The 25,944-nt window shown below is 68.1% G+C and carries 23 protein-coding genes; 4 read left to right on the forward strand and 19 right to left on the reverse strand.

The genetic code is table 11. The annotated features are described in order from the left end of the window. Positions 1–6 precede the first annotated feature (6 nt). The gene (locus AB839_RS10920) at positions 7–1,302 is read left to right on the forward strand and encodes a heme biosynthesis HemY N-terminal domain-containing protein (protein ID WP_061479372.1); all 1,296 of its coding nucleotides are present in this window, start codon (positions 7–9) and stop codon (positions 1,300–1,302) included. Positions 1,303–1,420: 118 nt separating this feature from the next. On the opposite strand, the gene AB839_RS10925 is transcribed toward AB839_RS10920, so the two are convergent. After that, positions 1,421–2,716 carry an acetyl-CoA C-acetyltransferase gene (locus tag AB839_RS10925; RefSeq protein ID WP_152985301.1) on the reverse strand — a complete coding sequence of 432 codons (1,296 nt, stop codon included), beginning with the start codon at positions 2,714–2,716 and terminating at the stop codon, positions 1,421–1,423. Between the two features lie 93 nt (positions 2,717–2,809). On the opposite strand from AB839_RS10925, the gene AB839_RS10930 reads away from it, so the two are divergent. Beyond that, positions 2,810–3,697, forward strand: coding sequence for a hypothetical protein (locus AB839_RS10930; RefSeq protein WP_061479373.1), 888 nt, complete (start codon positions 2,810–2,812; stop codon positions 3,695–3,697). A gap of 197 nt (positions 3,698–3,894) precedes the next feature. Here AB839_RS10930 and AB839_RS10935 read toward each other — a convergent pair whose 3' ends face one another. The 11 genes from AB839_RS10935 to glnA all read right to left on the reverse strand — a co-directional run bounded on the left by AB839_RS10935 (position 3,895) and on the right by glnA (position 16,081). Continuing rightward, the gene (locus AB839_RS10935; RefSeq protein ID WP_061479374.1) at positions 3,895–4,521 is read right to left on the reverse strand and encodes a superoxide dismutase family protein; all 627 of its coding nucleotides are present in this window, start codon (positions 4,519–4,521) and stop codon (positions 3,895–3,897) included. 32 nt (positions 4,522–4,553) lie between these two features. Next, positions 4,554–5,123: a superoxide dismutase family protein gene (locus tag AB839_RS10940; RefSeq protein WP_049439225.1), complete on the reverse strand. Its 570-nt coding sequence runs from the start codon at positions 5,121–5,123 to the stop codon at positions 4,554–4,556. A 93-nt stretch (positions 5,124–5,216) separates the two neighbouring features. Further along, entirely contained in the window at positions 5,217–6,665 is a 1,449-nt protein-coding gene (gene ntrC / locus AB839_RS10945) for a nitrogen regulation protein NR(I) (protein WP_061479375.1), read from the reverse strand. Further along, complete coding sequence (locus AB839_RS10950; RefSeq protein ID WP_061479397.1) at positions 6,658–7,719, reverse strand: ATP-binding protein; 1,062 nt, start codon at positions 7,717–7,719, stop codon at positions 6,658–6,660. Before AB839_RS10950 ends, ntrC begins: the two co-directional genes overlap by 8 nt. Before the next feature lie 170 nt (positions 7,720–7,889). After that, complete coding sequence (locus AB839_RS10955) at positions 7,890–9,935, reverse strand: TonB-dependent receptor (RefSeq protein WP_061479376.1); 2,046 nt, start codon at positions 9,933–9,935, stop codon at positions 7,890–7,892. 138 nt (positions 9,936–10,073) lie between these two features. Continuing rightward, on the reverse strand, positions 10,074–10,388 hold the full coding sequence (locus AB839_RS10960) for a hypothetical protein (protein ID WP_061479377.1): 315 nt from the start codon (positions 10,386–10,388) through the stop codon (positions 10,074–10,076). 107 nt (positions 10,389–10,495) lie between these two features. Then, positions 10,496–11,662 carry an MltA domain-containing protein gene (locus AB839_RS10965; RefSeq protein ID WP_061479398.1) on the reverse strand — a complete coding sequence of 389 codons (1,167 nt, stop codon included), beginning with the start codon at positions 11,660–11,662 and terminating at the stop codon, positions 10,496–10,498. Positions 11,663–11,729: 67 nt separating this feature from the next. Next, complete coding sequence (locus AB839_RS10970; RefSeq protein WP_061479378.1) at positions 11,730–12,476, reverse strand: N-acetylmuramoyl-L-alanine amidase; 747 nt, start codon at positions 12,474–12,476, stop codon at positions 11,730–11,732. Between the two features lie 86 nt (positions 12,477–12,562). Then, positions 12,563–13,990 (reverse strand): ammonium transporter, encoded by a 1,428-nt coding sequence (amt, locus tag AB839_RS10975; RefSeq protein WP_061479379.1) that lies wholly within the window; start codon positions 13,988–13,990, stop codon positions 12,563–12,565. Positions 13,991–14,012: 22 nt separating this feature from the next. After that, the gene (locus tag AB839_RS10980; RefSeq protein ID WP_004134334.1) at positions 14,013–14,351 is read right to left on the reverse strand and encodes a P-II family nitrogen regulator; all 339 of its coding nucleotides are present in this window, start codon (positions 14,349–14,351) and stop codon (positions 14,013–14,015) included. Positions 14,352–14,671: 320 nt separating this feature from the next. Continuing rightward, positions 14,672–16,081, reverse strand: a complete 1,410-nt coding sequence (gene glnA, locus AB839_RS10985; RefSeq protein WP_061479380.1) for a type I glutamate--ammonia ligase — start codon at positions 16,079–16,081, stop codon at positions 14,672–14,674. A 223-nt stretch (positions 16,082–16,304) separates the two neighbouring features. On the opposite strand from glnA, the gene AB839_RS10990 reads away from it, so the two are divergent. Together AB839_RS10990 and AB839_RS10995 are read left to right on the forward strand one after the other, a co-directional pair. After that, entirely contained in the window at positions 16,305–17,099 is a 795-nt protein-coding gene (locus AB839_RS10990) for an undecaprenyl-diphosphate phosphatase (protein WP_061479399.1), read from the forward strand. 73 nt (positions 17,100–17,172) lie between these two features. Then, on the forward strand, positions 17,173–18,000 hold the full coding sequence (locus tag AB839_RS10995) for an META and DUF4377 domain-containing protein (RefSeq protein WP_061479381.1): 828 nt from the start codon (positions 17,173–17,175) through the stop codon (positions 17,998–18,000). Positions 18,001–18,130: 130 nt separating this feature from the next. Here the strand turns inward: AB839_RS10995 and AB839_RS11000 are convergent, their stop codons facing one another. The 7 genes from AB839_RS11000 to AB839_RS11030 form a co-directional block, all read right to left on the reverse strand. Continuing rightward, complete coding sequence (locus tag AB839_RS11000) at positions 18,131–18,742, reverse strand: YbhB/YbcL family Raf kinase inhibitor-like protein (protein WP_061479382.1); 612 nt, start codon at positions 18,740–18,742, stop codon at positions 18,131–18,133. Between the two features lie 10 nt (positions 18,743–18,752). After that, positions 18,753–20,822 carry a tetratricopeptide repeat protein gene (locus AB839_RS11005; RefSeq protein ID WP_061479383.1) on the reverse strand — a complete coding sequence of 690 codons (2,070 nt, stop codon included), beginning with the start codon at positions 20,820–20,822 and terminating at the stop codon, positions 18,753–18,755. A gap of 56 nt (positions 20,823–20,878) precedes the next feature. Further along, the gene (locus tag AB839_RS11010; protein WP_061479400.1) at positions 20,879–21,868 is read right to left on the reverse strand and encodes an alpha/beta fold hydrolase; all 990 of its coding nucleotides are present in this window, start codon (positions 21,866–21,868) and stop codon (positions 20,879–20,881) included. A gap of 52 nt (positions 21,869–21,920) precedes the next feature. Continuing rightward, positions 21,921–22,712: a lysophospholipid acyltransferase family protein gene (locus AB839_RS11015; RefSeq protein WP_061479384.1), complete on the reverse strand. Its 792-nt coding sequence runs from the start codon at positions 22,710–22,712 to the stop codon at positions 21,921–21,923. 118 nt (positions 22,713–22,830) lie between these two features. Further along, a complete protein-coding gene (locus AB839_RS11020) occupies positions 22,831–23,265 on the reverse strand; it encodes a hotdog fold thioesterase (RefSeq protein ID WP_061479385.1) in 435 nt (144 codons plus the stop codon). Positions 23,266–23,275: 10 nt separating this feature from the next. Beyond that, complete coding sequence (locus tag AB839_RS11025; RefSeq protein ID WP_061479386.1) at positions 23,276–25,330, reverse strand: phospholipase D family protein; 2,055 nt, start codon at positions 25,328–25,330, stop codon at positions 23,276–23,278. Further along, positions 25,327–25,944: a YceI family protein gene (locus AB839_RS11030; RefSeq protein ID WP_005420984.1), complete on the reverse strand. Its 618-nt coding sequence runs from the start codon at positions 25,942–25,944 to the stop codon at positions 25,327–25,329. The genes AB839_RS11025 and AB839_RS11030 overlap by 4 nt, the downstream gene beginning before the upstream one ends.

The raw sequence follows: 25,944 nt of genomic DNA on the forward strand, positions 1-25,944 counted from the left end.
GCCCGCATGAAACCCCTGCAATCCCTGGTCGTGCTGTTGCTGGCCGTGGCCATCGGCGTGGTCGCCGCGCAATGGCTCGGCGCCGATGACCTGAACCGCTTCGGCGAAGTGACCCTGCGCTACGGCGGCTACGACTATCACAGCAACCTGCCGAAGGTAGCGCTGCTGGCGGTGATCACGGTGCTGGTGCTGTGGCTGCTGTGGAGCCTGATCGCTGCACCGTTCCGTGCCTGGGGCCGCTACCGCCGCAAGCAGGGCCGGGTGCGCCTGATCGACGGCCTGCAGGCCTACGAGCATGGCCAGTGGCAGCGTGCGGAGAAGCTGCTGGACGGCGCCGCCAAAGACCCGGAAGTGAGCGCGGTCGCACTGGCCACCGCCGTGCGGAGCGCGCAGGCACGGGCCGACGGCCCCGCCGGAGAGGCGCTGCTGCAGCGCCTGGGTGAAAGCGACGCCACCCTGCAGGCGCTGCTGCGCGCCGAACAGCTGCTGGCGCGCGATCTGCCGGTCGATGCGATCAATGCGCTGGACGTAGCGGCGATCCAGCCGCTGCCGCCGCGCGGCCTGTGGCTGCGCACCGAAGCACTGGCACAGGCCGGCCGCGCCCACGAGGCGTATGGCCAGCTGGGTGCACTGCGCCAGAGCAAGGTGCTGCCGGCCGACGCGAACAGCGAACTGGAAGCACGCCTGGCCGCACAGGCGCTGCTGGAAGCGGCCGACGTCAACGCGCTGGCCGCGCAGTGGGAAGCCACGCCGAAGGCGCTGCGCCCCACCCCGGACGTGGTCGGCGCGTATGCCAGCCGCGCGGTGGCCCTGAACTGGGACGAGCCGGCGCTGCTGGCGCTGGAACAGGCCCTGGACCATCGCTGGGACGACGAACTGGTGGCGCTGTATGGCCGCCTGCCGGCCGAGCGCCTGGCCACCCGCCAGGCCAATCTGGCGCGCTGGCGCAACGTGCATGACGGCTCGGCCGCCCTGCGCCTGGCCCAGGGCCGCGTGGCCCTGGGCCAGCAGCAATGGGATGCCGCCGATGCGTTCCTGCACGAGGCCATTGCCGCGGGCGCCGGTGCACCGGCGTGGGAAGCGCTGGGTGAAGTGTTCGCGCAACGTGGCGAACACGCGCTGGCCGCGCAGTGCCTGGCCAATGCGCTGCGCCTGCAGCGCGGCGAGGACAGCGTGGAACTGGTGCGTGGCAGCGAAGCGCCGCTGCGCGCCACGGTGGAGGAGCAGCCGATCGCGGTGCAGCCGCCAGTGTATGACGCCAACGAAGAGCGCGACGAGTTCGGTAATCCGCGGTTGCCGTGAAGCGTGCCGACCAACGGTCGGCACCCACCGGTGCAAAAAAGAACGCCGCCCATTGGGCGGCGTTTTCATATGTAGAACCCGGTAGTCGCCAACCTTGGTTGGCGCTCGGTCGCAGCGATCAGCGTTCGACGATCGCCACCACGCCCATGCCGCCGGCGGTGCAGATCGACACCAGTGCGCGGCCACCGCCGCGTTCGGCCAGCTGCTTGGCTGCCGTGGCGATCACGCGTGCGCCGGTAGCGGCGAACGGGTGGCCGGTGGCCAGCGACGAGCCCAGCAGGTTGATCTTGTCCGGGTCGATGCGGCCCAGCGGCGCGTCCAGGCCCAGGCGGTTGCGGCAGTAATCCTCGCTCTCCCACGCACGCAGGGTGCACAGCACCTGCGCGGCGAAGGCTTCGTGGATCTCGTAGATGTCGAAGTCCTGCAGGGTCAGGCCGTTGCGCTTGAGCATCTCCGGCACGGCCACGGTCGGTGCCATCAGCAGGCCCTCGCCATGCACGAAGTCCACCGCAGAGACATGCGCATCACGCAGGTAGGCCTGCGGCTCATGGCCATGCGCGCGTGCCCACTCTTCGCTGGCCAGCAGTACCGCAGCGGCACCGTCGGTCAACGGGGTGGAATTGGCGGCGGTGAGCGTACCACGCCCGGAAACCTTGTCGAACGCCGGCTTCAGCGTCGCCAGCTTTTCCAGCGAGGTATCTGGGCGCAGGATGTTGTCGCGCTCGACGCCACGGAACGGTGCGATCAGGTCGTTGAAAAAGCCACGCTCGTAGGCGGCAGCCAGCTTCTTGTGCGACGACACCGCCCACTCATCCTGCGAGTCGCGCGAGATGTTCCACTCCTTCGCCATGTCCTCGCAGTGGTCGCCCATGCTCTTGCCGGTGCGCGGCTCGGCCACGCCCGGGAACTCGGGCTTGAGCTCGGAGAACTTGAAACCGGAGGTGAGCGCACGGATCTTGTCGCCGGTGCTCTTGGCGCGGTTGGCCGCCAGCAGGCGCGCACGCAGTTTCTTGCCGTAGACGATCGGCACGTCGGAGGTGGTGTCCGAACCACCGCCGATGCCCGATTCAATCTGGCCCAGCGCGATCTTGTTGGCGACAGTGATGATGCTGTCCAGCGAGGTGCCACAGGCGCGCTGCAGGGTGATGCCCGGGGTCAGCGGCGACAGGCCGGACGACAGCGTGGCTTCACGGCCCAGGTTCCAGTCGCTGGAGTGCTTGATCACCGCACCCATCGCCACTTCACCCAGCTGCTGGCCGTGCAGGCCGAACCGTTCGACCAGCGCGCCCAGCGTACGGACCGACATGCCGAGGTTGCCAACATCCGAATACGCGGTGTTCTGGCGGCAGAACGGAATGCGGACGCCACCGAGGATGGCGACGGGACGAGCGTTGGGCATGGAGATACCTGGCATGGATGAGGGTGTCTGCAACATGGCCTGCACGGCGGAGCAGGCATAATGGAGCCAAGTGTAGCTGCCGCCCTGTGATGGGCCAACCGTGGAACCATGAGCAAACCCGACCCCGCGATGAATGCCCTTGGCGTGCTGGCCCTGGAACTGGCCGGCGGTGAAATCCCCCGCCAGGCGGTACTCAGCGCCGAACAGGCCGGTGAACTGGCCGAACGCGTCGGCCGTGACCTGGCCAAGCTGGTGCCGCAGGTCGCCGAGCTGGACCTGGTGTTCGCCGCCGCGCATTTCGACCCGGCCGAAGTGCTGCGCCCGGGCTGGCCGATCCATCGCCGCCTGGAAGAGCTGCAGATGCGTGCCCCGGGCCGCAACCAGGGCCCGCGCCTGCTGGCCTTCGGTACCGATGCCGAGGGTGACGTGCCACTGCCGTTCCAGGCCGATGCCACGCTGGTGGGCGGTGGCCTGCGCGTGGTGCCGTTCCTGCTGACCGGCAGCGATGTGGCCACCACCAACGCGGTCGCCGATGCGCTGGAAGAAACCTTGCTGGCCAACGGCATGGCGCATGCCGACACCGCGCTGATGGCGCAGAACACCTTCGGTGCGCGCATCGAGCACGCGCGCTATTTCACTGTGAACGACCTGGCCGCGATGATGTCGATGCAGTACGACAACCAGGGCCTGGCCGCACTGTGGCCGCTGATCGAGACCGCGATCATGGCGCCGGGCGAGGACGAGTGGCTCAATGCCGCGCCCGAGCCGCTGCTGCGCTATACGCATGGCGAAGCACGCATGGCGCTGTTCGACCCGGCCGGTTGGTGCGCGCACTACAGCCACAGCAAGAACGACTGCGATCGCCTGAAGGGCATCTACGAGCAGTTCCTGATGCGCCAGCGACAGATGGCTGCGGTGCTGGAAGCACATGGCGTGCCGGTACTGTTCGTGCACTGCGAGGCCGGGCAGGACGCGCGCGAGCTGCTGTCGCGCTGATCTGCGGATCCGCACCGCCGGGCATGGCCCGGCGCTACCGTGCAATTGCGTTTCGCCGGGGCGCGACCGCCGTGCGTATTGCTGTAGCGCCGAGCCCATGCTCGGCTCAGGCCGCCGGAAGAGCAGCCGGGCGCGGGCTCGGCTCTACAGGAAGGGATGCAAGAAAAACGCCGGCTTGCGCCGGCGTTCTTTGTTTCTTACGGGGCCTTCTGGATCACCGCACAGGCCAGGCGCGCGCCGGCGTTGCCGGTCGGCTGGGTCTTGTAGTCGTCCGCATCGGCGTGAACGATCAGGCCGCGGCCGATGATGTCGAAATCATCACCCTTGCCGATGTTGACGTTGCTCGACACCGGGCCGTCGATGGTGGCCACGCCCTTGTCGTCGGCCTTGATGTTGGGCATGTCGCCGCCGTGGTGCGGATCGGTGGCGACGTTGCCATGATCCTGCTTGCCCGGGTTGAAGTGACCGCCGGCGCTCATGCCGTCCGGCGCGCTGCAGTCGCCCTTCTCGTGGATGTGGAAGCCGTGCTCGCTGCCCGGCTTCAGGCCGGTGATCTGGCCGGTCACGTGGACCTTGCCATCAACCACCTTGAAGGTGACGCTGCCCTTGGTCTCGTTGCCCTGGGTCGGTGCCAGCTCGGCGCTGGCCGTAGCATCGGCAGGCGGTGCAGCCGCCGGGGCCGGCGTTGCAGCCGGTTCGGTGGTGGCGCCGTCGGCCGGCGCGGCCGGCGGGGTTTCAGTCTGTGGCGCGGCGGGCTGCTGGTTGCAGGCCGCCAGGCCCAGCGCGGCGATGGCCGCAAACAGCGAAGTGTGGATCAGACGCATTGGAATCTCTCCCTCGATGATGCCTGCAGTGATCAGCGGACCACCCGGATCACGCCACAGGCGATGCGGACGCCGGCATTGCCGGCGGGCTGGCTGCGATAGTCGTCGGCGTTGGCATGCACGACCAGTGCGCGTCCGGCGATATCGGTGGCGGCGCCTCCGCCAAGGGTAACCCCCTTGAGGTGGATATCGACGTTGGCGCGGCCCTGGGCATCGGCACGCAGATTGTCCATGTCGCCCAGGTGGTGCTTGCCGGTACCGGCGCGGCCATGCGCAGCACCACCGGGATTGAAGTGATTGCCGGCACTGCTGGCATCCACTGCACTGCAGTCGCCGCGCTCATGGATGTGGAAGCCCGCCTGCTGCATCGGCTGCAGGCCACCGACCAGGCCGGTGATGTGGATGCCACCAGGCTCCACCATCAGTGCGATGCGGCCACTGACGATGCTGGCCGAGGCCGGCGCGAGATTGGCCTCGCCCTGCTTCGCAGCACTGACCACGGTCGGCGGTGGCGGCGTGGGTTCGGCCTTCTTCGGCGCACTGCCACAGGCAGACAGCAGCACGGCGGCGGACAACGGCAGGATGGCAAAGGACAGACGCATCGAAGACTCCTTGCAGGTGACACTAAGCATTGCATCGTCCATGAACGATCAACGGTTCGGCAAGCGGGCGCGAGGATCGCGTGCAGGGACCGTTCAATGGCCCCCGCGGCGGCGCCCGGCGCCCAGCTTGCGGGTAAGGGTATTGCGGCCCAGGCCCAGGCGGGCAGCGGCTTCGGCGCGGCGGCCATGGGTAATCTGAAGCGCCGCTTCCAGCAGCGCGTGGTCGACCCGCTCGCGCACCTGCGCATGCAGCCCTTCCACACCTTCGGCCAGCTGGCGGCGCGCCCATTCGGCCAGCAGCACTTCCCACTGGCCTGGATCGGCACCGCTGATGCTGCCGCGACGGCCCCGCGTACGGTTCAGCGCGGTATCGACGTCGGCCACGCCGATGGTGTCAGCGGCGGCCAGCGCGGCCATCCGCCAGCACACGTTTTCCAGTTCGCGCACGTTGCCGGGCCAGTCGTGTTCGCGCAGCGCCTGCAGCGCCGCGGCGGTGAGGCGCTTCGGTGGCGTGTCCAGCCTGCGTGCGGCGGCGGCCAGGAAGGTGCTGGCCAGCTGTGCGATGTCCTCGCGGCGCTCGCGCAGCGGCGGCAGCTGCAGGCGCACCACGTCCAGGCGATGCAGAAGGTCGGCACGGAACTTCCCCTGCGCGACCAGCCCTTCCAGGTCCTGGTGGGTGGCGGCCACCACGCGCACATCGACACGGATCAGTTCGCGGCCACCGACGCGGAAGAACTCGCCCTGCGCCAGCACGCGCAGCAACCGGGTCTGCAACGGCAGCGGCATGTCGCCGATCTCGTCAAGGAACAGCGTGCCACCGTTGGCCTGCTCGAAGCGGCCGATATGGCGGCGCTGCGCACCGGTGAAGGCACCGGCCTCGTGGCCGAACAACTCGCTTTCCAGCAGCTCGGATGGGATTGCAGCGGTATTGAGCGCGACGAACGGACCCTGCGCGCGCGGCGATTCGCGATGCAACGCATTGGCCACCAGCTCCTTGCCGGTGCCGGTCTCGCCGGTAATCAGCACCGCCAGCGGTGCCTGCGCCAGGCGACCAATGGCGCGGAACAGCGCGCGCATCGGCGGCGTATCACCCACCAGTTGCGGCGGCTGGTCGCTGGGCGTTTCGGTGGCGGGGCTGGGAGCGGCCAGCGCGGGCGCCACCGCCGGCAGTACCCGCTGCGCCAATGCCACCGCATCGTCCAGGTCGAACGGCTTGGACAGGAATTCATGCGCGCCGCCGCGGAACGCACCGGCCGTGCTGGCCACATCGGTATAGGCCGACATCACGACCACCGGCAGCTGCGGCAACGCGGCCTTGAGCTTGTCCAGCAGCACCAGGCCATCGTCGCCGGGCATGCGCACATCGGTGAACAGCAGCGCCGGCGGCGCGCCTTCGCCCAGGGCCTGCAGGGCAGCCTCAGCGCTGTCGAAATCGACAACCTGGTAGCCCGCCTCGCGCAGCGCGGTGCACAGCACGAAGCGCACGGCACGATCGTCATCGACCACCCAGATGCGCTGCGCGGTGGTGGGGAACTCAGACATCGCGCGGGGCCTCCTCGGCCGGGGCGGCGCCGTTGCCGATCGGCAACAGCAGGGTGAACACGGTATGGCCCGGGCGCGAGCGGTAGGTGAGCGTGCCGCGATGCTCGCGCGCCACCTGCTGGGCCAGCGCCAGGCCCAGCCCGGTGCCTTCGGCGCGGCCACTCACCAAGGGCAGGAACAGGTGTTCGGCCAGTTCCTCCGGCACGCCACGGCCGTCGTCGGCGATCTCCAGGCGCAACGCCAGCGTGTGCAGCTGCTCAGCGATGCGCACGCCATGCTCCACGCGGGTGCGCAGGGTGATGCCGCCGGCACCGGCCTGGATCGCGTTGCGCACCAGGTTCCACACCGCCTGGGTGAGGCGGTCGGCATCGCCATGGAATTCGGGAATGCTGGGGTCGTAGTCACGCTGCAGGCGTACCGCCCAGCCGGCCTCGTTCTCGGCCAGGCGCAGCACGCGCTCGAGCGCGGCATGGATGTTCAGTTCGGCGTGCGGTGCGGCCGGGGCCGGCGACAGCAGCTGGTCGAGCAGGCCGTTGAGGCGCTCGATCTCCGAGCCGATCAGCTCGATCAGCTCGCGTTCGCTGGCCTCGCGCTGGGCCGCGCGGCGGGCCAGCAGCTGGGCCGCACCCTTCAACCCGGCCAGCGGGTTGCGCAGCTCGTGGGCCAAGCCCTTCAGCGCCGCGCTGAGCGCGCTGGGCAGGGCCTGGGTCGGGTCCAGCCCGGGGAATTCATCGACCGGATGCGCCTCCAGCAGCCAGCCACCATCGTCGCGGCGACTCATCCAGCCCTCGGCGAAGCGCGGCGCTTCGCCGGGCACCGCCAGCGCCAGCCGGTTCAGGCGCAGGCTGTCGCGCTCATCGCGGGCAAGGAAATGGGCCAGTGCCTCACCCTGCACTTCCAGTGCGGCCAATGGCTGGCCCAGCAGGCGGCGCCCGCTGACGCCCAGCCAGCGCCCGAAGGCCGGATTGCAGCCGATGATGCGGCCATCGGCCCCGGCCCAGGCCAGCGGCGTGCCCAGGGCATCGAGGGACGGCGGGGGAGAGGGGTCGGACATTGCACCAATGTAGTGCAAAACGCGGGGTTCGGGGTCGGAGCCTTTCCTCGCGGAAAGGGATCTGACCGCATGCGCTGCGGGGTCCGGGGTCGGATCCCTTTCCGCCTGGAAAGGGCTCTGACCCCTGCCGCAGGTCGAGCAAGCTCGACCACGACCACATGCGTGGCCGGTTACAGCTTCATGTTGAGGCCGACGAACACGCTGCGGCCCGGGGCCGGCGAGAACATCGGGCGTGCGCTGTCCCAGAAGAAGCTGTCGTACCAGGCGTAGGCGTACTCGCGGCCGGTCACGTTCTTCAGCTGCAGGTCCACGCTGAAACGCGGGGTGAATTGGTAGGCCGCGCTGAGGTCGAGCACGGCGAAGCCTCCGAACTTGCCGGCCACGTTGCGCTCTTCCAGGTAGTAATCGCCCTGTGTACGCGCCTGCAGGCCCAGCCGCAGCGCATCCGTGGCGCGGTAGTCCACGCCCAGGTTGCTGATGTGGCGCGGGGTGGCGGCCACTTCCCGGCCCTGCAGGGAAATGCTGGCATCGCGGTCGTCGCGGGTGATCTTCGCTTCCTGGTAGGCGTGCGACGCCCATACCGTCCAGTCGTCGCCCAGCTGCAGGCTCAACTGCGCATCCACCCCGCGCCGGCGGGTCTTGCCCAGGGTGACCGTGGTGCCGGTGGCCGGCATGTTGGACACCTCGTTTTCCGCGTCCTGCTGCCACACCGCCAGGCGTGCCTGGCTGCCGGCAAACGGCTGGAATTTCAGGCCCAGCTCCATGCCGGTGTTGGTGGACGGCTGCAGGGGCGCCTGCCCCGGGGTGAGGTAGGCCGGTGCGGTGGAGCCGGTCAGCACCTGGAAGGTGCGGCCCCAGTTCGCGTAGACATGGGTGGTCTGGCCCAGGCTGTGGATGACGCTCAGCTTGGGCTGGCCGATGCTGCCGTAGTCCTGCAGGCGGCCGTTGACGCCGTTCATCAGGTGGGTACTGCCACTGAAGCGATCGATACGATAGGCCGGCACGATCTTCCAGGCCTGGACGGGCTGGTAGACGGCCTGCACGTAGGCGCCCCAGTTGTCGAAGCTGTGGCGATCATTGTTCTGCACCCGCGCTGGCGGCTGGCTGAAATCAGTGGGTTCGGCGTAGGCGTAGCGCTCGCGGAGGTAGCCGTTGTCCTGCTGCTCGTAGTTCAGGCCACCTTCGACGGTGAGCGTGGGGCTGGCCTGCCAGGTGAGCGTGCTGAGCAGGCCATGCTGCCGCTCGTCCCACACGCGGCGCTGGCGCGGCAGGTTGCCGGTGGGCAGGTTGCTGAAGGTCACGCGGCGGTCGTCTTCGTAGCGGTTGTAGTACAGCCGCGTGCCAAGGGTGAGTGCGTCGGACAGTTTCATGTCCAGGTGCGCGGCAAGCTGGCGCATGTCGCGGTCATCACCATCGTTGCCGTTGCGCAGGTCGCTGCCACGGCGGTGCGTGCGCAGCTCGTCGGCGGTCATGAAGCCGGGTTCGTCGGCTTCGTGGTGGTACGCACGGGCGGTCAGGCCCACGCGCAGGCCGTCGTCCAGCGAGCCGTAGAACCACTTGCCGCCCAGCGAATATTTCTTCGAGGTGTCGTGGTCGCGGTAGCCGTCGCTGGCCTGGGTGCCGACGAAATAGTTCTGCGCGAAGCCATTGGCTTCACGGCCGACTGCCAGCTGCGCATCGCGGGTGTTATAGCTGCCGTAGGCCAGGCGCGCATCGGTGTAGCTGCCACCCTGGCGCGTACCGAAGTTCACGTTGCCGCCGATGTTGTGGAGGCCGTAGCGCGGGTCGTTGGTACCGCGCACCACTTCGATGTAGCTGATGTCCAGCGGGAACAGCATGTCGATGAAGCGCTGGTTGCCGCTGTTGACGTTGCTGGGGATGCCATCGATCAGCGTCTTGATGGCATTGAGGTAGCCCTCACCGTTGAAGGCGCGGAAGCTGACCTTGCCCGATTCGGCGCCCTGCCGGGTTTCGGTGAGCTGGATGCCGGGCATCTGCCCGAGCAGTTCCCAGCTGTGCGAGACGTTGCGGTTTTCGATCTGGTCTGCACCCAGGACGTCCACCGAGGTCAGTACCTGATGCGCACTGAGCTGGCCTTCGCCGTGCTGGTGCACCTGCACCTTGCCGAGAGTGAGCGCGGCGTCGGCCGACTGTGCGAAGGCTTCAGGAGCAAACGGTGCGGCGGCGAGGGCGGCCACCAGGGTGGGAGTCTTCATGGGAAGGGGCGGCTACGATAAAATGTAATTATATAACATTTCACATGTAGCCGTTGTAGAGTCGAGCCACGCTCGACTGCTGCTGGCAAACGGCAGTCGAGCGTGGCTCGACTCTACAAAGACGGGTGGCGAGGGGGACTACACCGGGTAGCCGGTGGCTTCCCGTGCCTTCTTCCAGGCGGCTTCGAATTCACGCGCGGAAATTTCGTCGTCCTCGTCGAAATCCAGGAACGACACTGGCTGGTCGGCCAGCAGGAAGCGGTCGTCGCTGTGGGCATGCTCGTCGGCCCAGACCATCTTGGTCCCGTAGATTTCCACCTGCCGCACGATCTTCTCGCCACGCGCTTCCATCAGCACGTTGCCCTTGCCCAGGCCCGATTCGGCCCAGTGCTTGTAGTACTTCTTTGCGGCAGATTTCGCGCCGGATCTTGCGGTGTGCTTTGCGTAGGTCATTGCAGGAGCCCTGGCCGCAGGCGCGGCCGGAAAGTACGGAATGGCGCCATTATCAGGCATCCGGGGTCAGAGCCCTTTCCTTTGGAAGGGATCCGACCCTTGCCGGTTCAGTTGGGCAGGGGCACGCCCTTCGGCCACAGCATCCAGATGTTGCCCTTCTGCTTCATGTCGCCAGCCAGCTTGCCGGCGGCATCGCCGCTGCCCCAGTACAGGTCGGCGCGCACTTCGCCGGCGATGGCGCCGCCGGTGTCCTGCGCAGCCACCGGGCGCACCACCGGGGTGCCGTCCGGGCGCGTGGTGGACAGCCACAGCAGGCTGCCCAGTGGCACCACGGTGCGATCCACCGCCACGCTGTAGCCCGCGGTGAGCGGCACGTTGAGTGAACCTCGTGGCCCCTCCGGGCTGTCCGGGGTGCGCACGAAGAACACGTAGCTGGGGTTACTGCGCAGCAGTTCCGGTACGCGCGCGGGGTTGGCCCGTGCCCAGGCGCGGATCGCGTCCATGGTGACGTCTTCCTTCTTCAGCTGGCCCTGGTCCACCAGCCAGCGACCGATCGCGCGGTACGGGTGGCCGTTCTGTTCCGCATAGGCCAGCCGCACCTGCTTGCCATCGGCCAGGCGCACGCGGCCAGACCCCTGGATCTGCAGCAGCTGCAGGTCCATCGGGTCGGTCAGCCAGGCCAGCACCGGCGCCTTGGCGCCCTTGGCCGCGATGGTGCCGGCGTCGTCATAGGGCTTGAGCACCTTGCCTTCGACGCGACCGCGCAGGCGCTTGCCCTTCAGTTCCGGGTAGAGGCTGTCCAGTTGCACCACCACCAGATCATCCGGCGTGCCGTAGACCGGCACCGTCGCTTTGTCGGTGCGGGTGAGGCTGCCGGGGTAGATCGGCTCGTAGTAGCCGGTAATCAGCCCGTCGGCCTGGTGGCCGCCGGCACGCAGCGCGTAGGCATCGAGGTCGCGCTGCAGGAACTGGCGGATCGCGGCCGGGTCCTTGTCTGATACTGCGACGGCAGTGGCGCAGGGTTTGGCCCAGGCAGCGTCGTTTTTCAGGCGGGCGCAACTGCTGCGCCAAGCCACGAAGCCGGCCTGCAAATCGCTGTCCGAGACCGCTGGCAGGGCTTTCCAGTCGACCTTGGCGTAGGTGGCCGCCGGCGGCGAGGTCGGCGTCGGCGCTTCGGAGCCCGTGCGGGGAGCGGTGGTGGCGCAACCGGCGAGCACCGCCGCTGCCAACAGGGTCCAGTGCTTGCGCTTGAAGAAGGTAGCGGAATCGATCATGCCGCCATGGTGGAGTGCCGGCCGCTGGGCGGCAACCCAGCGCGGGGTCAAGCGTTCATGCGCGGGGTCACGGCATCTGTAGCAGCAACGAATGCAGGATACGGGCGTCCTCGGCATCCAGCGTCTTCGGCAGGTCGTCGCGGCCACGGAACCGGCGGTGGAAGGCGGCGACGGTGGCGTCGCGGTTGTCGAGCGGATAACCGAAGCGGGCCAGCGCATTCCACGCGTCGAAGCCTTCCGGTGCCGCGCCGTCGGCCGCGCGCGGCCACACGCCGAAGCCGGCCTCGGCCAACTGCTGCCATGGGAAGAAGCGGCTGGGATCCTGCTTGCGCGTCGGCGCCAGATCGGCATGGCCGATCACCTGGCGCGGCGGAATGTTCAGGCGCGTGGTGAGATCGCGCAGCAGCACGATCAGCGATTCGATCTGCGCTGCACTGAACGGGCTGCGGCCATCGTTGTCGAGCTCGATACCGATCGAAGCCGAGTTGAGATCGGTGATGGTGCCCCAGCGCCCGGCGCCAGCGTGCCAGGCGCGGCGCTCATCGGCCACCAGCTGGTAACGATGGCCATCGGCGCCGATCAGGTAGTGCGCACTGACCGGCCCACCGCTGTTGGCGGTGCGCAACGTATGCAGGCTCTGCTGCACCGATTTCTGCTCGGTGTGGTGGATGACGATGATGACCGGCGTGCGCGCGTTCTGGTTGGGTGATGGCACCCAGGTGGCGAGCGGGTTGCGCGTCTCTCGTGGCGTGGAAGCGCAGGCGGCCAGCAGCAGGCAGGCCGAGAGCATCACAGTGGTGCGGATCGGGTGCATGGCCTGATTGTGCGTGATTGCGCTTGATGATGCATACCAGGGTGCCGACCAACGGTCGGCACCCACCACGTCAGTACGCCGCTACCTCAGGCCTCGTAGGCAGACTCGCCGTGCGAAGTCACATCCAGGCCAGTGCGCTCTGCTTCCTCGGTCACGCGCAGGCCGACCACGAGCTTGACCACCAGCAGGATGACCGCGGTCACCACCGCCGACCACAGTACGGTCAAGCCGACGCTGACCACCTGCACCCACACCTGATGGGCGATATCCAGATCGGCCTTGGTACCGCCCAACGACTGTGCACTGAAAACGCCGGTGAGGATCGCGCCGACGATGCCGCCGACACCATGCACACCGAACACGTCGGCAGTGTCGTCCACCTTCAGCAGGCGCTTGAGACCGGTCACGCCCCACACGCAGACCACGCCGGCGACGAAGCCGATCACGATCGCGCCAAGCGGCCCGACGGTGCCACAGGCCGGGGTGATGCCGACCAGCCCGGCCACCGCACCCGACGCCGCACCCAGCGCCGACGGCTTGCCCTTGCCGATCGCCTCCACCAGGGTCCAGCCAAGCACGGCAGCAGCGGTGGCCAGCACGGTGTTGAGGAAGGCCAGCGAGGCCACCGTATCGGCGGCGGCGGCGGAACCGGCATTGAAGCCGAACCAGCCCACCCACAGCAGCATGGCGCCGATGTAGGTAAACGGCACGTTGTGCGGCTTCAGCGCGGTCTGGCCGTAGCCCAGGCGCTTGCCGACGAACCACGCGCCGACCAGGCCGGCCACGCCCGCATTGATGTGCACCACGGTGCCACCGGCGAAGTCGATCGCGCCCAGTTCACCCAGGTAGCCGCCGCCCCAGACGATGTGTGCCATCGGGATGTAGCTGAGGGTGAACCACAGTGCCGAGAACAGCAGCACCGCGCGGAACTTGATGCGCTCGGCGAAGGCACCGACGATCAGCGCGGTGGTGATGCCAGCGAAGGTCGACTGGAAGGCGACGAACAGGTAATCCGGCAGGCCCTTGATCGGCGTGTTGCCCACCGAATCCGGGGTGAAGCCCTTGAGGAAGGCGAACTCGGTGAACGAACCGAAGAATGGATTGCCCGCGCTGAACACCGCGCTGTAGCCGTAGGCCACCCACAGCAGCAGCACCAGCGAGAACACCACCAGGATCTGGCTGAGCACCGACAGCACATTCTTCGAACGCACCAGTCCGCCGTAGAACAGGGCCAGACCCGGCACCACCATCAGCAGCACCAGCAACGTGGAGGTAAGCATCCAGGCGACGTCGCCGTGGTCGAACGCCGGGGCCGCTGCTTCGGCAGCGGCAGGTGCTGCGGCCACCGGGGCCTGCAACGGTTCAACCGCTACGGTTTCGCTCGGCAGCGGCGACACCTGTGCCTGGGCATGGGCGCTGCCCGGCCACGCACCGGCGGCGAACGCGCTGAGCAGCATCAACAGCCACACGACATGGAACCGGGCTTGCCACCCGGTGAGGAGGCGCATCTTCATGGGGGAAATCTCCGGAAGGGGGTTACAGCGCGTCGGCACCGATTTCGCCGGTGCGGATGCGGATGACCTGTTCAACGGCGGTGACGAAGATCTTGCCGTCACCGATCTTGCCGGTGCCTGCCGACGACTGGATCGCTTCGATCACCGCGTCGGCACGCTCGTCGGTGACCACCGTTTCGATCTTGATCTTGGGCAGGAAATCCACGACGTACTCGGCGCCGCGATACAGCTCGGTGTGGCCCTTCTGGCGACCGAAACCTTTCACTTCGGTCACGGTGATGCCCGACACGCCTGCATCTGACAGGGCCTCGCGGACCTCGTCGAGCTTGAACGGTCGGATGATGGCGGAGATCAGTTTCATGCGCATGTCCCGATGGTGGATGGGGCCAGCGCGCCAGCGCGCGTTGGCATCAGGCAACCACAGGTCATCAGGGTGATGACCGTGGCTGTTGCACCGGACACGTACAGGGCCGGGACGGCCGTGCCTCTCTCCTTGCACGACCGACGCGGGAGGGAGGGCGGCCCTGGTCGCGTATCCGGTCTCTCTCTTGCCCCTGGGTGGAGTCAGAGCCCTTTCGCGGCGCGAAACGGATCTGACCCCCTACAACCGCGGCTCCCCAGCCGCGAGAACGGAGGCGATGGCGGCGGGTGGGAGGGGGAACCCACCGCCATCGCGCCCGGTCAGCTGGCGTAGTACAGCTGGTATTCCAGCGGGTGGGTGGCCGCGCGGAACTTGGTCACTTCCTGCATCTTCAGCGCGATGTAGCCGTCGATGAAGTCATCGCTCATCACGCCGCCGGCCTTGAGGAACTCGCGGTCCTTGTCCAGCGCTTCCAGCGCCTGGTCCAGCGAGGAGCAGACCTGCGGGATCAGCTTCTCTTCCTCCGGCGGCAGGTCGTACAGGTCCTTGTCGCTCGGTGCACCCGGGTCGATCTGGTTCTTGATGCCGTCCAGGCCGGCCATCATCAGCGCGGTGAAGGTCAGGTAGCCGGACTGGATCGGATCCGGGAAGCGCATTTCGATGCGGCGCGCCTTCGGGTTGGAGACCCACGGAATGCGGCACGACGCCGAACGGTTGCGGGCCGAATAGGCCAGCATCACCGGCGCCTCGAAGCCCGGCACCAGGCGCTTGTAGCTGTTGGTGCCCGAGTTGGCGAAGGCATTGATGGCCTTGGCGTGCTTGAAGATGCCGCCGATGTACCACAGCGCCAGCTGGCTCAGGCCACCGTAGCCGTCACCGGAGAACAGGTTGGTGCCGCCCTTGGACAGCGACTGGTGCACATGCATGCCGCTGCCGTTGTCGCCGACGATCGGCTTGGGCATGAAGGTGACGGTCTTGCCGTTGCGGTGCGCGACGTTCTTGATGACGTACTTCATGCGCAGCAGCTCGTCGGCCTTCTGCACCAGAGTGCTGAACTTGGTGCCGATCTCGCACTGGCCGGCGGTGGCCACTTCGTGGTGCTGCACCTCCACTTCGATGCCGACCTGCTCCAGGGTCTTGCACATTTCCGCGCGCAGGTCGTGCAGGGTGTCGGTCGGCGGGACGGGGAAGTAGCCGCCCTTCACGCCCGGACGGTAGCCGCTGTTGGCGCCGTCATACTTGGCGCCGCTGTTCCACGCCGCTTCTTCCGAGTCGACCTTGAAGAAGGTGTTGCCCATTTCGTTGGCGAAACGGACCGAGTCGAAGATGAAGAATTCCGGCTCCGGGCCGAAGAACGCGGTTTCGGCGATGCCGGAGGACTTCAGGTAGGCCTCGGCACGCTTGGCGATGCCGCGCGGGCAGCGGCCATAGGCCTGCATGGTGGCCGGATCGAGGATGTCGCAGCTGATCACGACGGTCGGATCGGCGTAGAACGGGTCGACGTAGGCGCTGGACGGGTCCGGCAGCAGCACCATGTCCGATTCGTTGATGCCCTTCCAGCCGGCGATCGAGCTGCCGTCGAACATCTTGCCTTCTTCGAACAGCGACGGTTCGACGATGCTGACCGGGAAGGTGACGTGCTGCTCGACGCCACGCATGTCCACGAAACGCAGATCGACGAACTCGATCTGGTTGTCCTTGATCAGCTTCTCAACGTTTTCCACGGACATCGGTACGACCTCGGATGGGGATGAATGCCTGCTGAGGTACAGCAATGACCGTGCCAACTTTTTGATACCCGCAAGTTGTTGATTTCAATATGGCTGCCCCGCGCTGGTGCAGAACGGTGCGCACCAAACCGGTGCACCCGCCATCAGACGCACCCGTTTGGTGCAGCAGGGATCGTCTATCCTCTCGACCTTCTTCCTTCCGCCGCGCGTGCCCGCACCGTCCATGTCCGACCTGCTCTCCGCCCTGCTGCTGGGCATCCTCGAAGGCTTGACCGAATTCCTGCCGATCTCCAGCACCGGCCACCTGCTCATCGCCCAGCACTGGCTGGGTGCCCGCTCGGACTTCTTCAACATCGTCATCCAGGCTGGCGCGATCGTGGCCGTGGTGCTGGTGTTCCGCCAGCGCCTGCTGCAGCTGGCCACCGGCTTCAACCAACGCGGGAACCGTGAGTACCTGTTCAAGCTGGGCGCCGCCTTCCTGGTCACCGCCGTGGTCGGCCTGGTGGTGCGCAAGGCCGGCTGGTCGCTGCCGGAGACGGTCAGCCCGGTGGCCTGGGCACTGATCATCGGTGGCGCCTGGATGCTGCTGGTGGAGGCCTACACCGCGCGCCTGCCCGACCGCGACCAGGTGACCTGGACCGTGGCGATCGGCGTCGGCCTGGCGCAGGTGGTGGCGGGCGTGTTCCCCGGTACCTCGCGCTCGGCCTCGGCGATCTTCCTGGCCATGCTGCTGGGCCTGAGCCGCCGCGCCGCTGCCGCCGAGTTCGTGTTCCTGGTCGGCATTCCCACCATGTTCGCCGCCAGCGCCTACACCTTCCTGGAACTGGCCAGGGACGGGCAGCTGGGCAGCGAGAACTGGACCGAGGTGGGCGTGGCCTTCCTTGCCGCGGCCGTCACCGGCTTCGTCGTAGTGAAGTGGCTGATGGGCTACATCAAGTCGCACCGGTTCACCGCCTTCGCCCTCTACCGCATCGCGCTGGGCGCGGCGCTGCTGCTGTGGTTGCCCTCCGGCAGCTGAACAGCACTGGGGCACGGTAACCCCATGGCCGGCCCCACCCCGTTTCCCCCACGGTTCCCCAAGGAGAATCACCATGAACCGCAAGCTCACCCTGCTCCTCCCGCTGGCCCTGATGGCCGCTTGCAGCCAGACCCCGGCCCCGGCCGGCAATGGCGGCGACGACGTGGCCCCGGCCGCGACCAAGGCAGCGGACCAGCAGACGCTGGCGCACCTGGATGCGCAGCGCCTGCAGAGCCAGCACTGGCTGCTGCAGCAGGCCACCGGCGCCGACGGCAAGCGCATCGACGCGCTGTTCGCCCGCGAAGACAAGCCGGTCACCCTGGACTTCGCTGAGGGCCGCCTGTCGGTCAGCAATACCTGCAACCGCATGGGCGGCGGCTACACCTTCGACGCTGGCAAGCTGAGCGTCAGCGCGATGGCCTCGACCATGATGGCCTGCACCGACAAGGCGCTGATGGCGCTGGACGAAGCCGTGTCGAGCCGCCTGCAGGGCGAACTGAAGGCCGAGCAGGATGCCGATGGCAAGCTGACCCTGACCACCGCCAAGGGCGACGTGCTGGTGTTCAACCCGGAACCGACCGCTGAAACCCGCTATGGCGGCGCCGGCGAAACCGTGTTCCTGGAAGTGGCCGCGAAGACCGAGAAGTGCTCGCACCCGCTGATCCCGGACTACCAGTGCCTGCAGGTGCGCGAAGTGAAGTTCGACGACAAGGGCCTGAAGCAGGGTGAGCCGGGCAAGTTCGAGAACTTCTACGGCAACATCGAGGGCTACACCCACGAAGACGGCGTGCGCAACGTGGTGCGCGTGAAGCGCTACGAAGTGAAGAACCCGCCGGCCGATGCGCCGTCGCAGGCGTATGTGCTGGACATGGTGGTCGAGTCGGCCATCGAGAAGAAGTAAAACGACAGAAGGGCGGCCGAAAGGCCGCCCTTCTTCATTGTGCGTTGTAGAGCCGAGCCCATGCTCGGCTGCTTTTCCCGATAGACAGCAGCCGAGCATGGGCTCGGCTCTACAGAAGCACATTGCCCGCTCAGGCCAATGCGGGGTTCAAGGTGTAGGTACCGTGCAGTGCCGCTTCGGCCAGCACGTGGCCGTGCATGGCCCGGTACGCGTCGGCGGCGGTGAAACGTGCCGGCAGCTGCAGCGATGCCACGTCCAGCGCGAACACGCGGAAGAAGTAGCGGTGCATGCGCTCGTCATTGAACGGCGGATAGGGGCCGTCGTAGCCCAGGTAGTCACCGGCCATGTCCGGGTTGCCGGCAAACCAGTCGGTGAAGTCGTTCAGGCCCTGGCGGCTGCCGGCCGGCCCGGCCGGCGTGGTCTTGCCCTTCACCACGAAGCCGTCGCTGCAGCTGCCTGCGGCAATCTCGCGCACCGAAGCCGGAATATCGGCCATCACCCAGTGCACGAAATCACAGCGCGGCTGGTCGCGTGGCACGCTCATGTCGGTGCGGCCGACCGTCTCCGGCACGGTCGGCACGTCCGGATCGACGCATACCAGCAGGAACGAACGGGTGCCCTCCGGCACATCGCTCCAGGCCAGGTGCGGATTGCGGTCCGGTGCGAAGCCCGCGGCATCGCCTGCGGCGAATTCGCGGTCGATCGGTGCACCGTTGGTCAGGCTGTGGCTGCTCAGTTGCATCGGCGTGTCCTCACTCTTCCGGGTAACCCAGGCGCACCGCGATCGGGGTGAGCTTGGCGAAGGCGGCGCTCATCGCGTCGCGGTAGTTGCGCCAGTGGCCCGGCGGGAAGCGCGGCGCGCCCAGCTGCGCGGCCGGCGGCATCGGCCGCTCGAACAGTCGGCCCAGCAGTTCGGCCATCGCCTGCGGATCGTTGCCGATCTGGTCGATGCGCAGCAGCACCTGCGGGTACAGATCGTCCTCGTGCAGGGCGGCGACCTGGGCCAACGCGCGCGCCAGCCATTCGCTGGCTTCGGCCAGCGAGGTCATCGCCAGCGGCGCGGCCGCACCGTAGGCCACCCAGTCCAGCAGCATGTCGCGCGGATCGCGTAGCACCACCAGCAGGCGGCCCTGCGGCAACTGCGGGCGCAGCGCCCACAGCAGCGCGTTGTCCCACCACAGCAGCCAGTCGATGATCGCGTCGTCCTGCACGCCGCGCGACGGCAGCTGTTCGCGCCAGCGCTGCACCAGCCGCTCCGGCGTCAACACGCCCGAAGCGAGGTCCTGCAGCGTGTGGTAGTTCTGGAACGCGTCGTCGGGTGCGTTGGAGGTATAGCGGTCGCTGCGCAGCACCGGGCTGGCCGCAGCCAGGCCGGTCGCCACGCGCTCCACGCCCGACCCGGGCGCACCCCACAGGAAGATCGGCGCGGAAGTGGCATCACCGTCGATCTCGCCCTTGTCCGGCCAGCTCGGCGGTGCCTTGGCCTGCGGCGGCAGCGGCAGGCGCTGCGGGGCCTGGTCGGCCTGCAGGGCCAGCCAGGTCTGCAGCGCGTCTTCGTGCTGCCCGGCGCGATCCTGGATCTCGCCCAGCCAGGTGCGCAGGTCGGCACGGTGGCCTTCCGGCGCCATGCCGATCAGCGCCTGCACGCGGGCGACGGCAGCGGCCGGATCGCGCTGCAGCAGGCCTTCGACCAGGCGGGTTTCGCCACTGACGCGGCCCGGTTCAAGGCTGACGATACGCTCGGCGATCGCTTCGGCCTGCGCGTGTTCGCCCACCATGTCGTGCAGCCGCAGGCGCGCTTCCAGCGCCGGCAGGTGGCCCGGCATCGCGTCCATCCAGCGCTCGACCGTGGCGGCGGCGGTGGCACTGCCGACCTCCTCCACCGCCAGGCGTGCCAGCCACAGGTCGTGCAGCTGCGGGTGCTGCTCCAGGGCGGCATCCAGGCGTGCGCGGGCCTCGTCTTCGCGACCCAGGCGCTGCCAGGACATCAGCAGCAGCTGCAGCACGTCGCGGTCATCAGGCAGCGATTCCAGCAACGGCAGCAGGTGCTCCAGCGCCTGCAGCGGCTGGCCGCTGCGCAGTGCCAGTTCGCCGGCCAGGCGGCGCATCGAAGGCGTATCCAGGCCTTCCTGCTGCAGCGCGATCTGCATCGCCTCTGCCGCAGCTTCCAGGTTGCCCTGGCGCATGGCCAGCTGCACCACCAGGCCATGCAACGAGGCGATGGTCGGGTTCAGTTCCAGCACGCGGCGGAACGCCTGCTCGGCGAAGGCCAGCATGTTCTTGCCCAGGTAGGCGAAGCCCAGTGCGTAAAGCACGCGGATGTCGTTGGGCAGGGCCTGGTTGGCGGCCGACAGCAGCGTCAGCGCGCGATCGGCATCATCGCGGCGCAGCGCGATCATGCCATCGATGGTCAGCAGCTCCGGGTGGTCCGGTTCGACACGCGAGGCCAGCGTGGACAGGCGCTGCGCTTCATCGAAATCGTTGCGACCGATCGCCAGGTGGGCCTGCATCAGGTACGCGGCGAACGCGTTCGGGTCCAGCCCGGTGGTGCGCGTCAGTGCTTCGCCGGCGCCGTCGAACTGGCGCAGGGCCAGCAGCAGGCCAGCGTGCTGCAGGTGCAGCTGGGCGTTGTCCGGGGCCAGCTGCAGCGCCTGCTGCAGGGCCTCCATCGCGTCCTCGGCCTTGCCCTGCTGCTGCAGCGCAAGCGCCAGCCAGCGGTGGGCCTCGGCCTGGCCGGGTTCATCACGGGTCCACGCCTGGGCCAGCTGCACGGCCTGGTCGGCCTCGTTCTGGCGCAACGCTTGGATGATCTGGTCTTGCATGGCGGTCCGGTTCAAGGGCAAACCCGCATTGTAGCGGCCTGCGCGCCCGTGCCGGTTCAGCCTTGCAGCACGCGCTGCAGGCGCTGCGCCACCCAGCGCTCGGAGAAGCCGTCACCGCGCCAGTTTTCCAGGAAGCCACAGTGTCCGCCCCAGCTGGCGGTTTCCAGATGCGCCTGGTGCGGCAGCTGCCAGTCGCTGAAGGTCGCGTAGGGGATCACCGGGTCGTCCTGCGCCATCAGGATGTCGGCCGGCACCTGCAACGTGGACAGCCGATCGCCGGCAATCGAGTAGCCATCGAAATAGGCCTGCAACGAACCGAAACTGGTGTGGCGCTCGACCAGCCAGGCAGTCAGCGCGCGGATGTCCAGTTTCAGGACGCGGTCGTCGCAGTCGCTCAGTTCGGGGAACAGGTCGCGCTTGCGCCGCAGCGAACCGGCCCACTTGCGGCGGAAGTACCAGTCGTACATTGCCGGGCCGTTCTCGATGCTCTCCATGGTCAGCGCCGGGTCCAGCACCGGGCATACCGAGGCCACGCGCAGCAGCGGCACGCCGGCCGCTGGCGCGCGCTGGGCCAGGCGCAGCACGAAATTGCCGCCCAGCGAGTAACCGGCGGCCACCAGCGGCAACTGCGGCCAGCGCTGGGCGATATCGCCCGCGGCATGCACCACTTCGTCGATCAGGTTGGAGTGGAAGATGCCGGGGTTGAGATGATGGGTATTGCCGTGGTCGCGGAAATTCAGCCGCACCACGTCGAAGCCCTGTTCGAGCATGCGCGCGGCCGCCATGCGCATGTAGCTGGATTCGGCGCTGCCTTCCCAGCCGTGCAGCAGCAGGGCCATGCCCTTGGGTTCGCGGCCTTCGATGTGGCTGTGCCAGCCCTGCAGGCGCACGCCATCACCGCCGTCGAGGATCAGTTCTTCGCTGATCGCACCGGTCGCGGCCAGCAGCAGCAGGCCGCGCTGCAGGCGCATGCGGCTGGAGCTGAGCATCGACTGCAGATGCGGATTGCGCAGCCAGCGCGGGGGCTGGTAGTCAGCCGCGTGCAGCGTCGGCGTGCCGGCGTCCAGGACGGGTGGCGGGATCAGGGCCACCGCACCCTCACTCGGAGCTCATGGCCGCCACGATGCGCGCGCGCGACGTCTCCGCGATGCGCCGACGGCCTTCCAGGTCCTGCGCACCGATCGGTGCCAGGAAGTGCACTTCTGCACGCCGCGCCGGCTCACCGAGCAGGCGCAGGAAATTGGCGAAGAAACTCTCACCGGGGCCGAACGCGACAATGGTCTGCGCATCGCCCTTGAGCCCGTACACCAGTGCCACCGGCTGCACCGGCACGCCGGTTTCAACCGCGGCCTGGAAGATGCGGGCATGGAACGGGCCTACTTCGTGGCCGCCGCGGGTGCGCCCTTCCGGGAACACGCCCACCGCCTTGCCTTCGCGCAGGCGATCGGCCATCACCTGCATCACGCCACCGAGCGATTCGGTGTTGCCGCGCTGGTGGAAGATGGTCTGGCCACGCGCGGCCAGCCAACCGACCAACGGCCAGCTGGCGATCTCGCGCTTGGCGACGAAGCCCATCATGCGCTGGCTGTGCAGGATGCAGATGTCGACCCAGCTGACGTGGTTGGCGACGAACAGCACGGCGCCGGGCAACGGCGTACCGATCTGCACCAGGCGGAAGCCGAAGATCCACATCAGCCCGCCCTGCCACCAGTTGACCACTTTGGCCCCCAGGGTCGCCTCGCCCACGCGCAGTTCGCCCCACGGCCGAAGCATGCCGATCAGGATGAGCGGCAGGAACACAACGATGTGGACCAACAGCAGCGGTACGCGGTACAGGTAACGGCACACACGCGCCACGCCGCCGCGGGGGGCCGGAGTGGGGGAAGTCATCCGCGCACGATACCGGAGGGCCGTCATCGCTGCCAGCCGATTTAGGCCATAACACTCATCGACCGGGGCAATCGGCGGGGAACGCTGGGTTCCGCTGCCGTCACCGGCCGTCCGGGGCTCAGCCGTGGCCGGCCGCCACCACCGCCAGGGTCAGCCGCGAGATGCACACCAGGCGGCCCTGCTCGTCCTCGATGCGGATCTCCCACAGCTGGGTGCTGCGGCCGACGTGCAGTGCACGTGCGGTGCCGGTCACGGTGCCCGAGCGAACGGCGCGTACATGGTTGGCGTTGATCTCCAGCCCTACGCAGATCTGTTTGGCCGTATCCACGCACAGGTTGCCGGCGCTGCTGCCCAGGGTCTCGGCCAGCACCACCGACGCGCCGCCATGCAGGATGCCGTAGGGCTGGCGGGTGCGCTCGTCCACCGGCATGGTGGCCTGCAGCCAATCGTCGCCGGCCGCGCTGAAGACGATGCCCAGCGACTCGATCGCGGTGTTGCGGCTGAGCGTGTTGAGCTTCTCGAGGGAAACGGCTTCGCGGAACACCAGGCTCATGCGGGCACCTTCAGAGGATGGGAACGAGGCCGGCGCCGAATGCAGTGAGCATGCGGACCAGCAGCCATTTCGGGCCGACATTGACCTCGGGGAAATCGCCCACGGCGACATAGCAACGGTGGAAGTCCGGGTCCTGCCGGGGCAGCGGCCGCGGGCAGTCCGGGCCGGGCTTGAACTCGTAGTCGGTGGCATAGCGCCACGGCCAGAAGTCGAGGATCGGCAGTGCCTCGGAGGCCTTGCCGACGCTGTAGTTGAGCCCGGACAGCACCGGCGGCTTGGCCCGCGGCGCCACCGTCCACGAGTTCTGCGGGTGGATATCGCGCAGGATGCTCTCGGCCAGCTGCTCGGCGAAGGCCGGGTCATCGATGATCACCGCACCTTCGGTGTTGTAGTTCTCGCTGCGCGGATCGAAGTTGTGGGTGCCGACCACGCCGATGCGGCGGTCGACCACCAGCGACTTGGCATGCAGGCCCATGCGCGCGCCCTTGCGGGTGACCGGCAACGGCTTGTTGACCGCCTTGCTGCCCAGGAAGGAGGGCCGGGTCTCGGTGCGCAGCAGGCGGGTCTCGACCTCGCTGCCGGCCGCGCGGCGGCGCTCGCGCGCGTTCTGGTAGGCACTGCCGGTGCGCGGGTTCACCGCCAGCTGCTTGCCGGTGGGTGCCGGATGCTCATCGCGATCGCGGCTGTCGCCGGCATTGCTGCCCGCGGCGCTGCCGCCGATCAGCGGATTGCGCCCGCCGTCGTCGTCACCCCCGGGCGCGGCGATCGGATCAGGCAGCAGGTTGCGGTAGTCGACCGGTGCATCCAGCGGGAACGGCTTGTACTCGAAGATGTTGAAGCCCAGTTCGCGCATGTTGCGCCGCTTGTACTTGTACGACAGCGCATACACGATCGGGTTGTCGGTGGCCGCCAGGCTGTTGCTGGACACCACCACCCGCGGCGGCTGCGGGCGCTTGCGCAGCTCGCGGAACAGCTTCTGCGCCGGCTTGGACAACACCAGGTACGGCGTCTGCAGGATCACTTCCTCCTGCGCGCCGGCGATCAGCGCATCCAGCTGCGGCTCGGTCACGTGCTGGCCCGCCAGCGGCGCATCGGCCTTCTCGCGCCGGTGCTTGCGTGGCAGGTCGGCGACATAGCGCACCGAGGCCACCGGCAAGGCGGTATCGACGAAGGAACGGCTGACGAAGTCCATGTCATTGGCTTCGGCACTGACCCGCTGCACCCGCTCGGGGCGGCGGAAGCTGGCCGGCGGCAGGGTCGGCACGCCCTCGCGCAGCAGGGTGCGGCCGACATCGTTCAGGCGCTCGGCCGGCACGCTGCGCCTGGCATGCCAGAAGGCATCGAAGTTGGCGGCCATCGCCCGCGCCTCCGGGCCGGCGATCAGCACGTCGCGGTCGCGGAAGTTGTACTCGCGGTCCCAGTCGTAATAGTCGTCCTGGTAGTTGCGGCCACCGACCACGCCGATCGCATCGTCGATCACCAGCAGCTTGTTGTGCATGCGCTGGTTGAAGCGGCGGAAGCAGCACAGCACGCTGCCGGCATAGTCGAAGTAGTTCAGCCGGGCCTTGCCGAAGGTCGGGTTGTAGACCCGCAGCTGGAAGTTCTGGTGCGCGCCGGACAGCGCGCCGAGGATCTGCAGGTCGGAGATCGCCGAGAGCTGGTCGATCAGCACGCGCACCTTCACCCCGCGCCGCGATGCAGCCAGCAGCTCGTCGATGACCAGCCGGGCGCTGTCGTCCTTGTCGAAGATGTAGGTCTGCAGGTCGATGCTGCGGGTAGCGCTGCGCAGCAGGTTCAGGCGCGCCACCAGCGCACCTTCGCCCTCGTCGAGCAGGGTGGCGTAGTGGCGCGGCTGTCCGGGGGTGGATTCGGTGAACGCCCGGCCGGCCAGCGCTCGCAGCGGTGAGTCCTGCGCGCAGCGGTCGGCGCGCTGGCAGCCGACCACGGTCGAGCGCGCCTGCACGGCGATCGCCTCGGCACGGTCGCGCTCGGCATGCGACAGCGACGCGCAGCCGCTGCCCAGCAACACCGTTGCCAGCGCCAGTAAACGCAGCAGGAGGTTCACGGTTTCGGCGCCTCGCTCAGGCGCGCACGTAATACGAAGGTCACTCGGTCACTCAGGGCTAGCTGCCAGCTGTCCATTCCATACCGGCCTCGCTGCACGGTACCGCGGCTGACGACATCGCAATCATAGCCGGGTCGGGCGCACTCCGCCTTCTCGACCCGCAGCGACTCGGGGTGGCTGACGCCGCGCAGGGTCAGCCGGCCGTTGATGTCGCCGCCCTGTTCCACCGTCTCCGGCCAGTACGGCAGCGAGTCGAACTCGACCACCGGATGGCGCCCTGCATCGAAGAACTCTTCGCCGCGCATCCAGCCGGTGTAGCGCGCCTTGCCAGGGATCTCCACCGAACGGGTGAACATCTTCAGGTGCACCTGGTGGCGCCCGTCGGACAGGATCTCGATGCGCCCCTCGAAGTGCGGGAATACGCCTTCGATGCGCTGGCCGAAACGGGTCCGCACCTCGAAACCGATCCGCGAGCGCTGGGTATCCAGGCGCAGTACCCGCGGTGCTTCGGCGGACACCGGCGGCAACGGGGTTGGTGGGGGTACAGCGGCCCAGGCCGGGCCAAGCGCCAGCAACGCGGGCAGCAGGAAGCGGCTGCGCCGCGCCTGGCTCAT

This window comes from Stenotrophomonas sp. DDT-1 (genome assembly GCF_001580555.1).
GTDB lineage: Bacteria > Pseudomonadota > Gammaproteobacteria > Xanthomonadales > Xanthomonadaceae > Stenotrophomonas > Stenotrophomonas sepilia.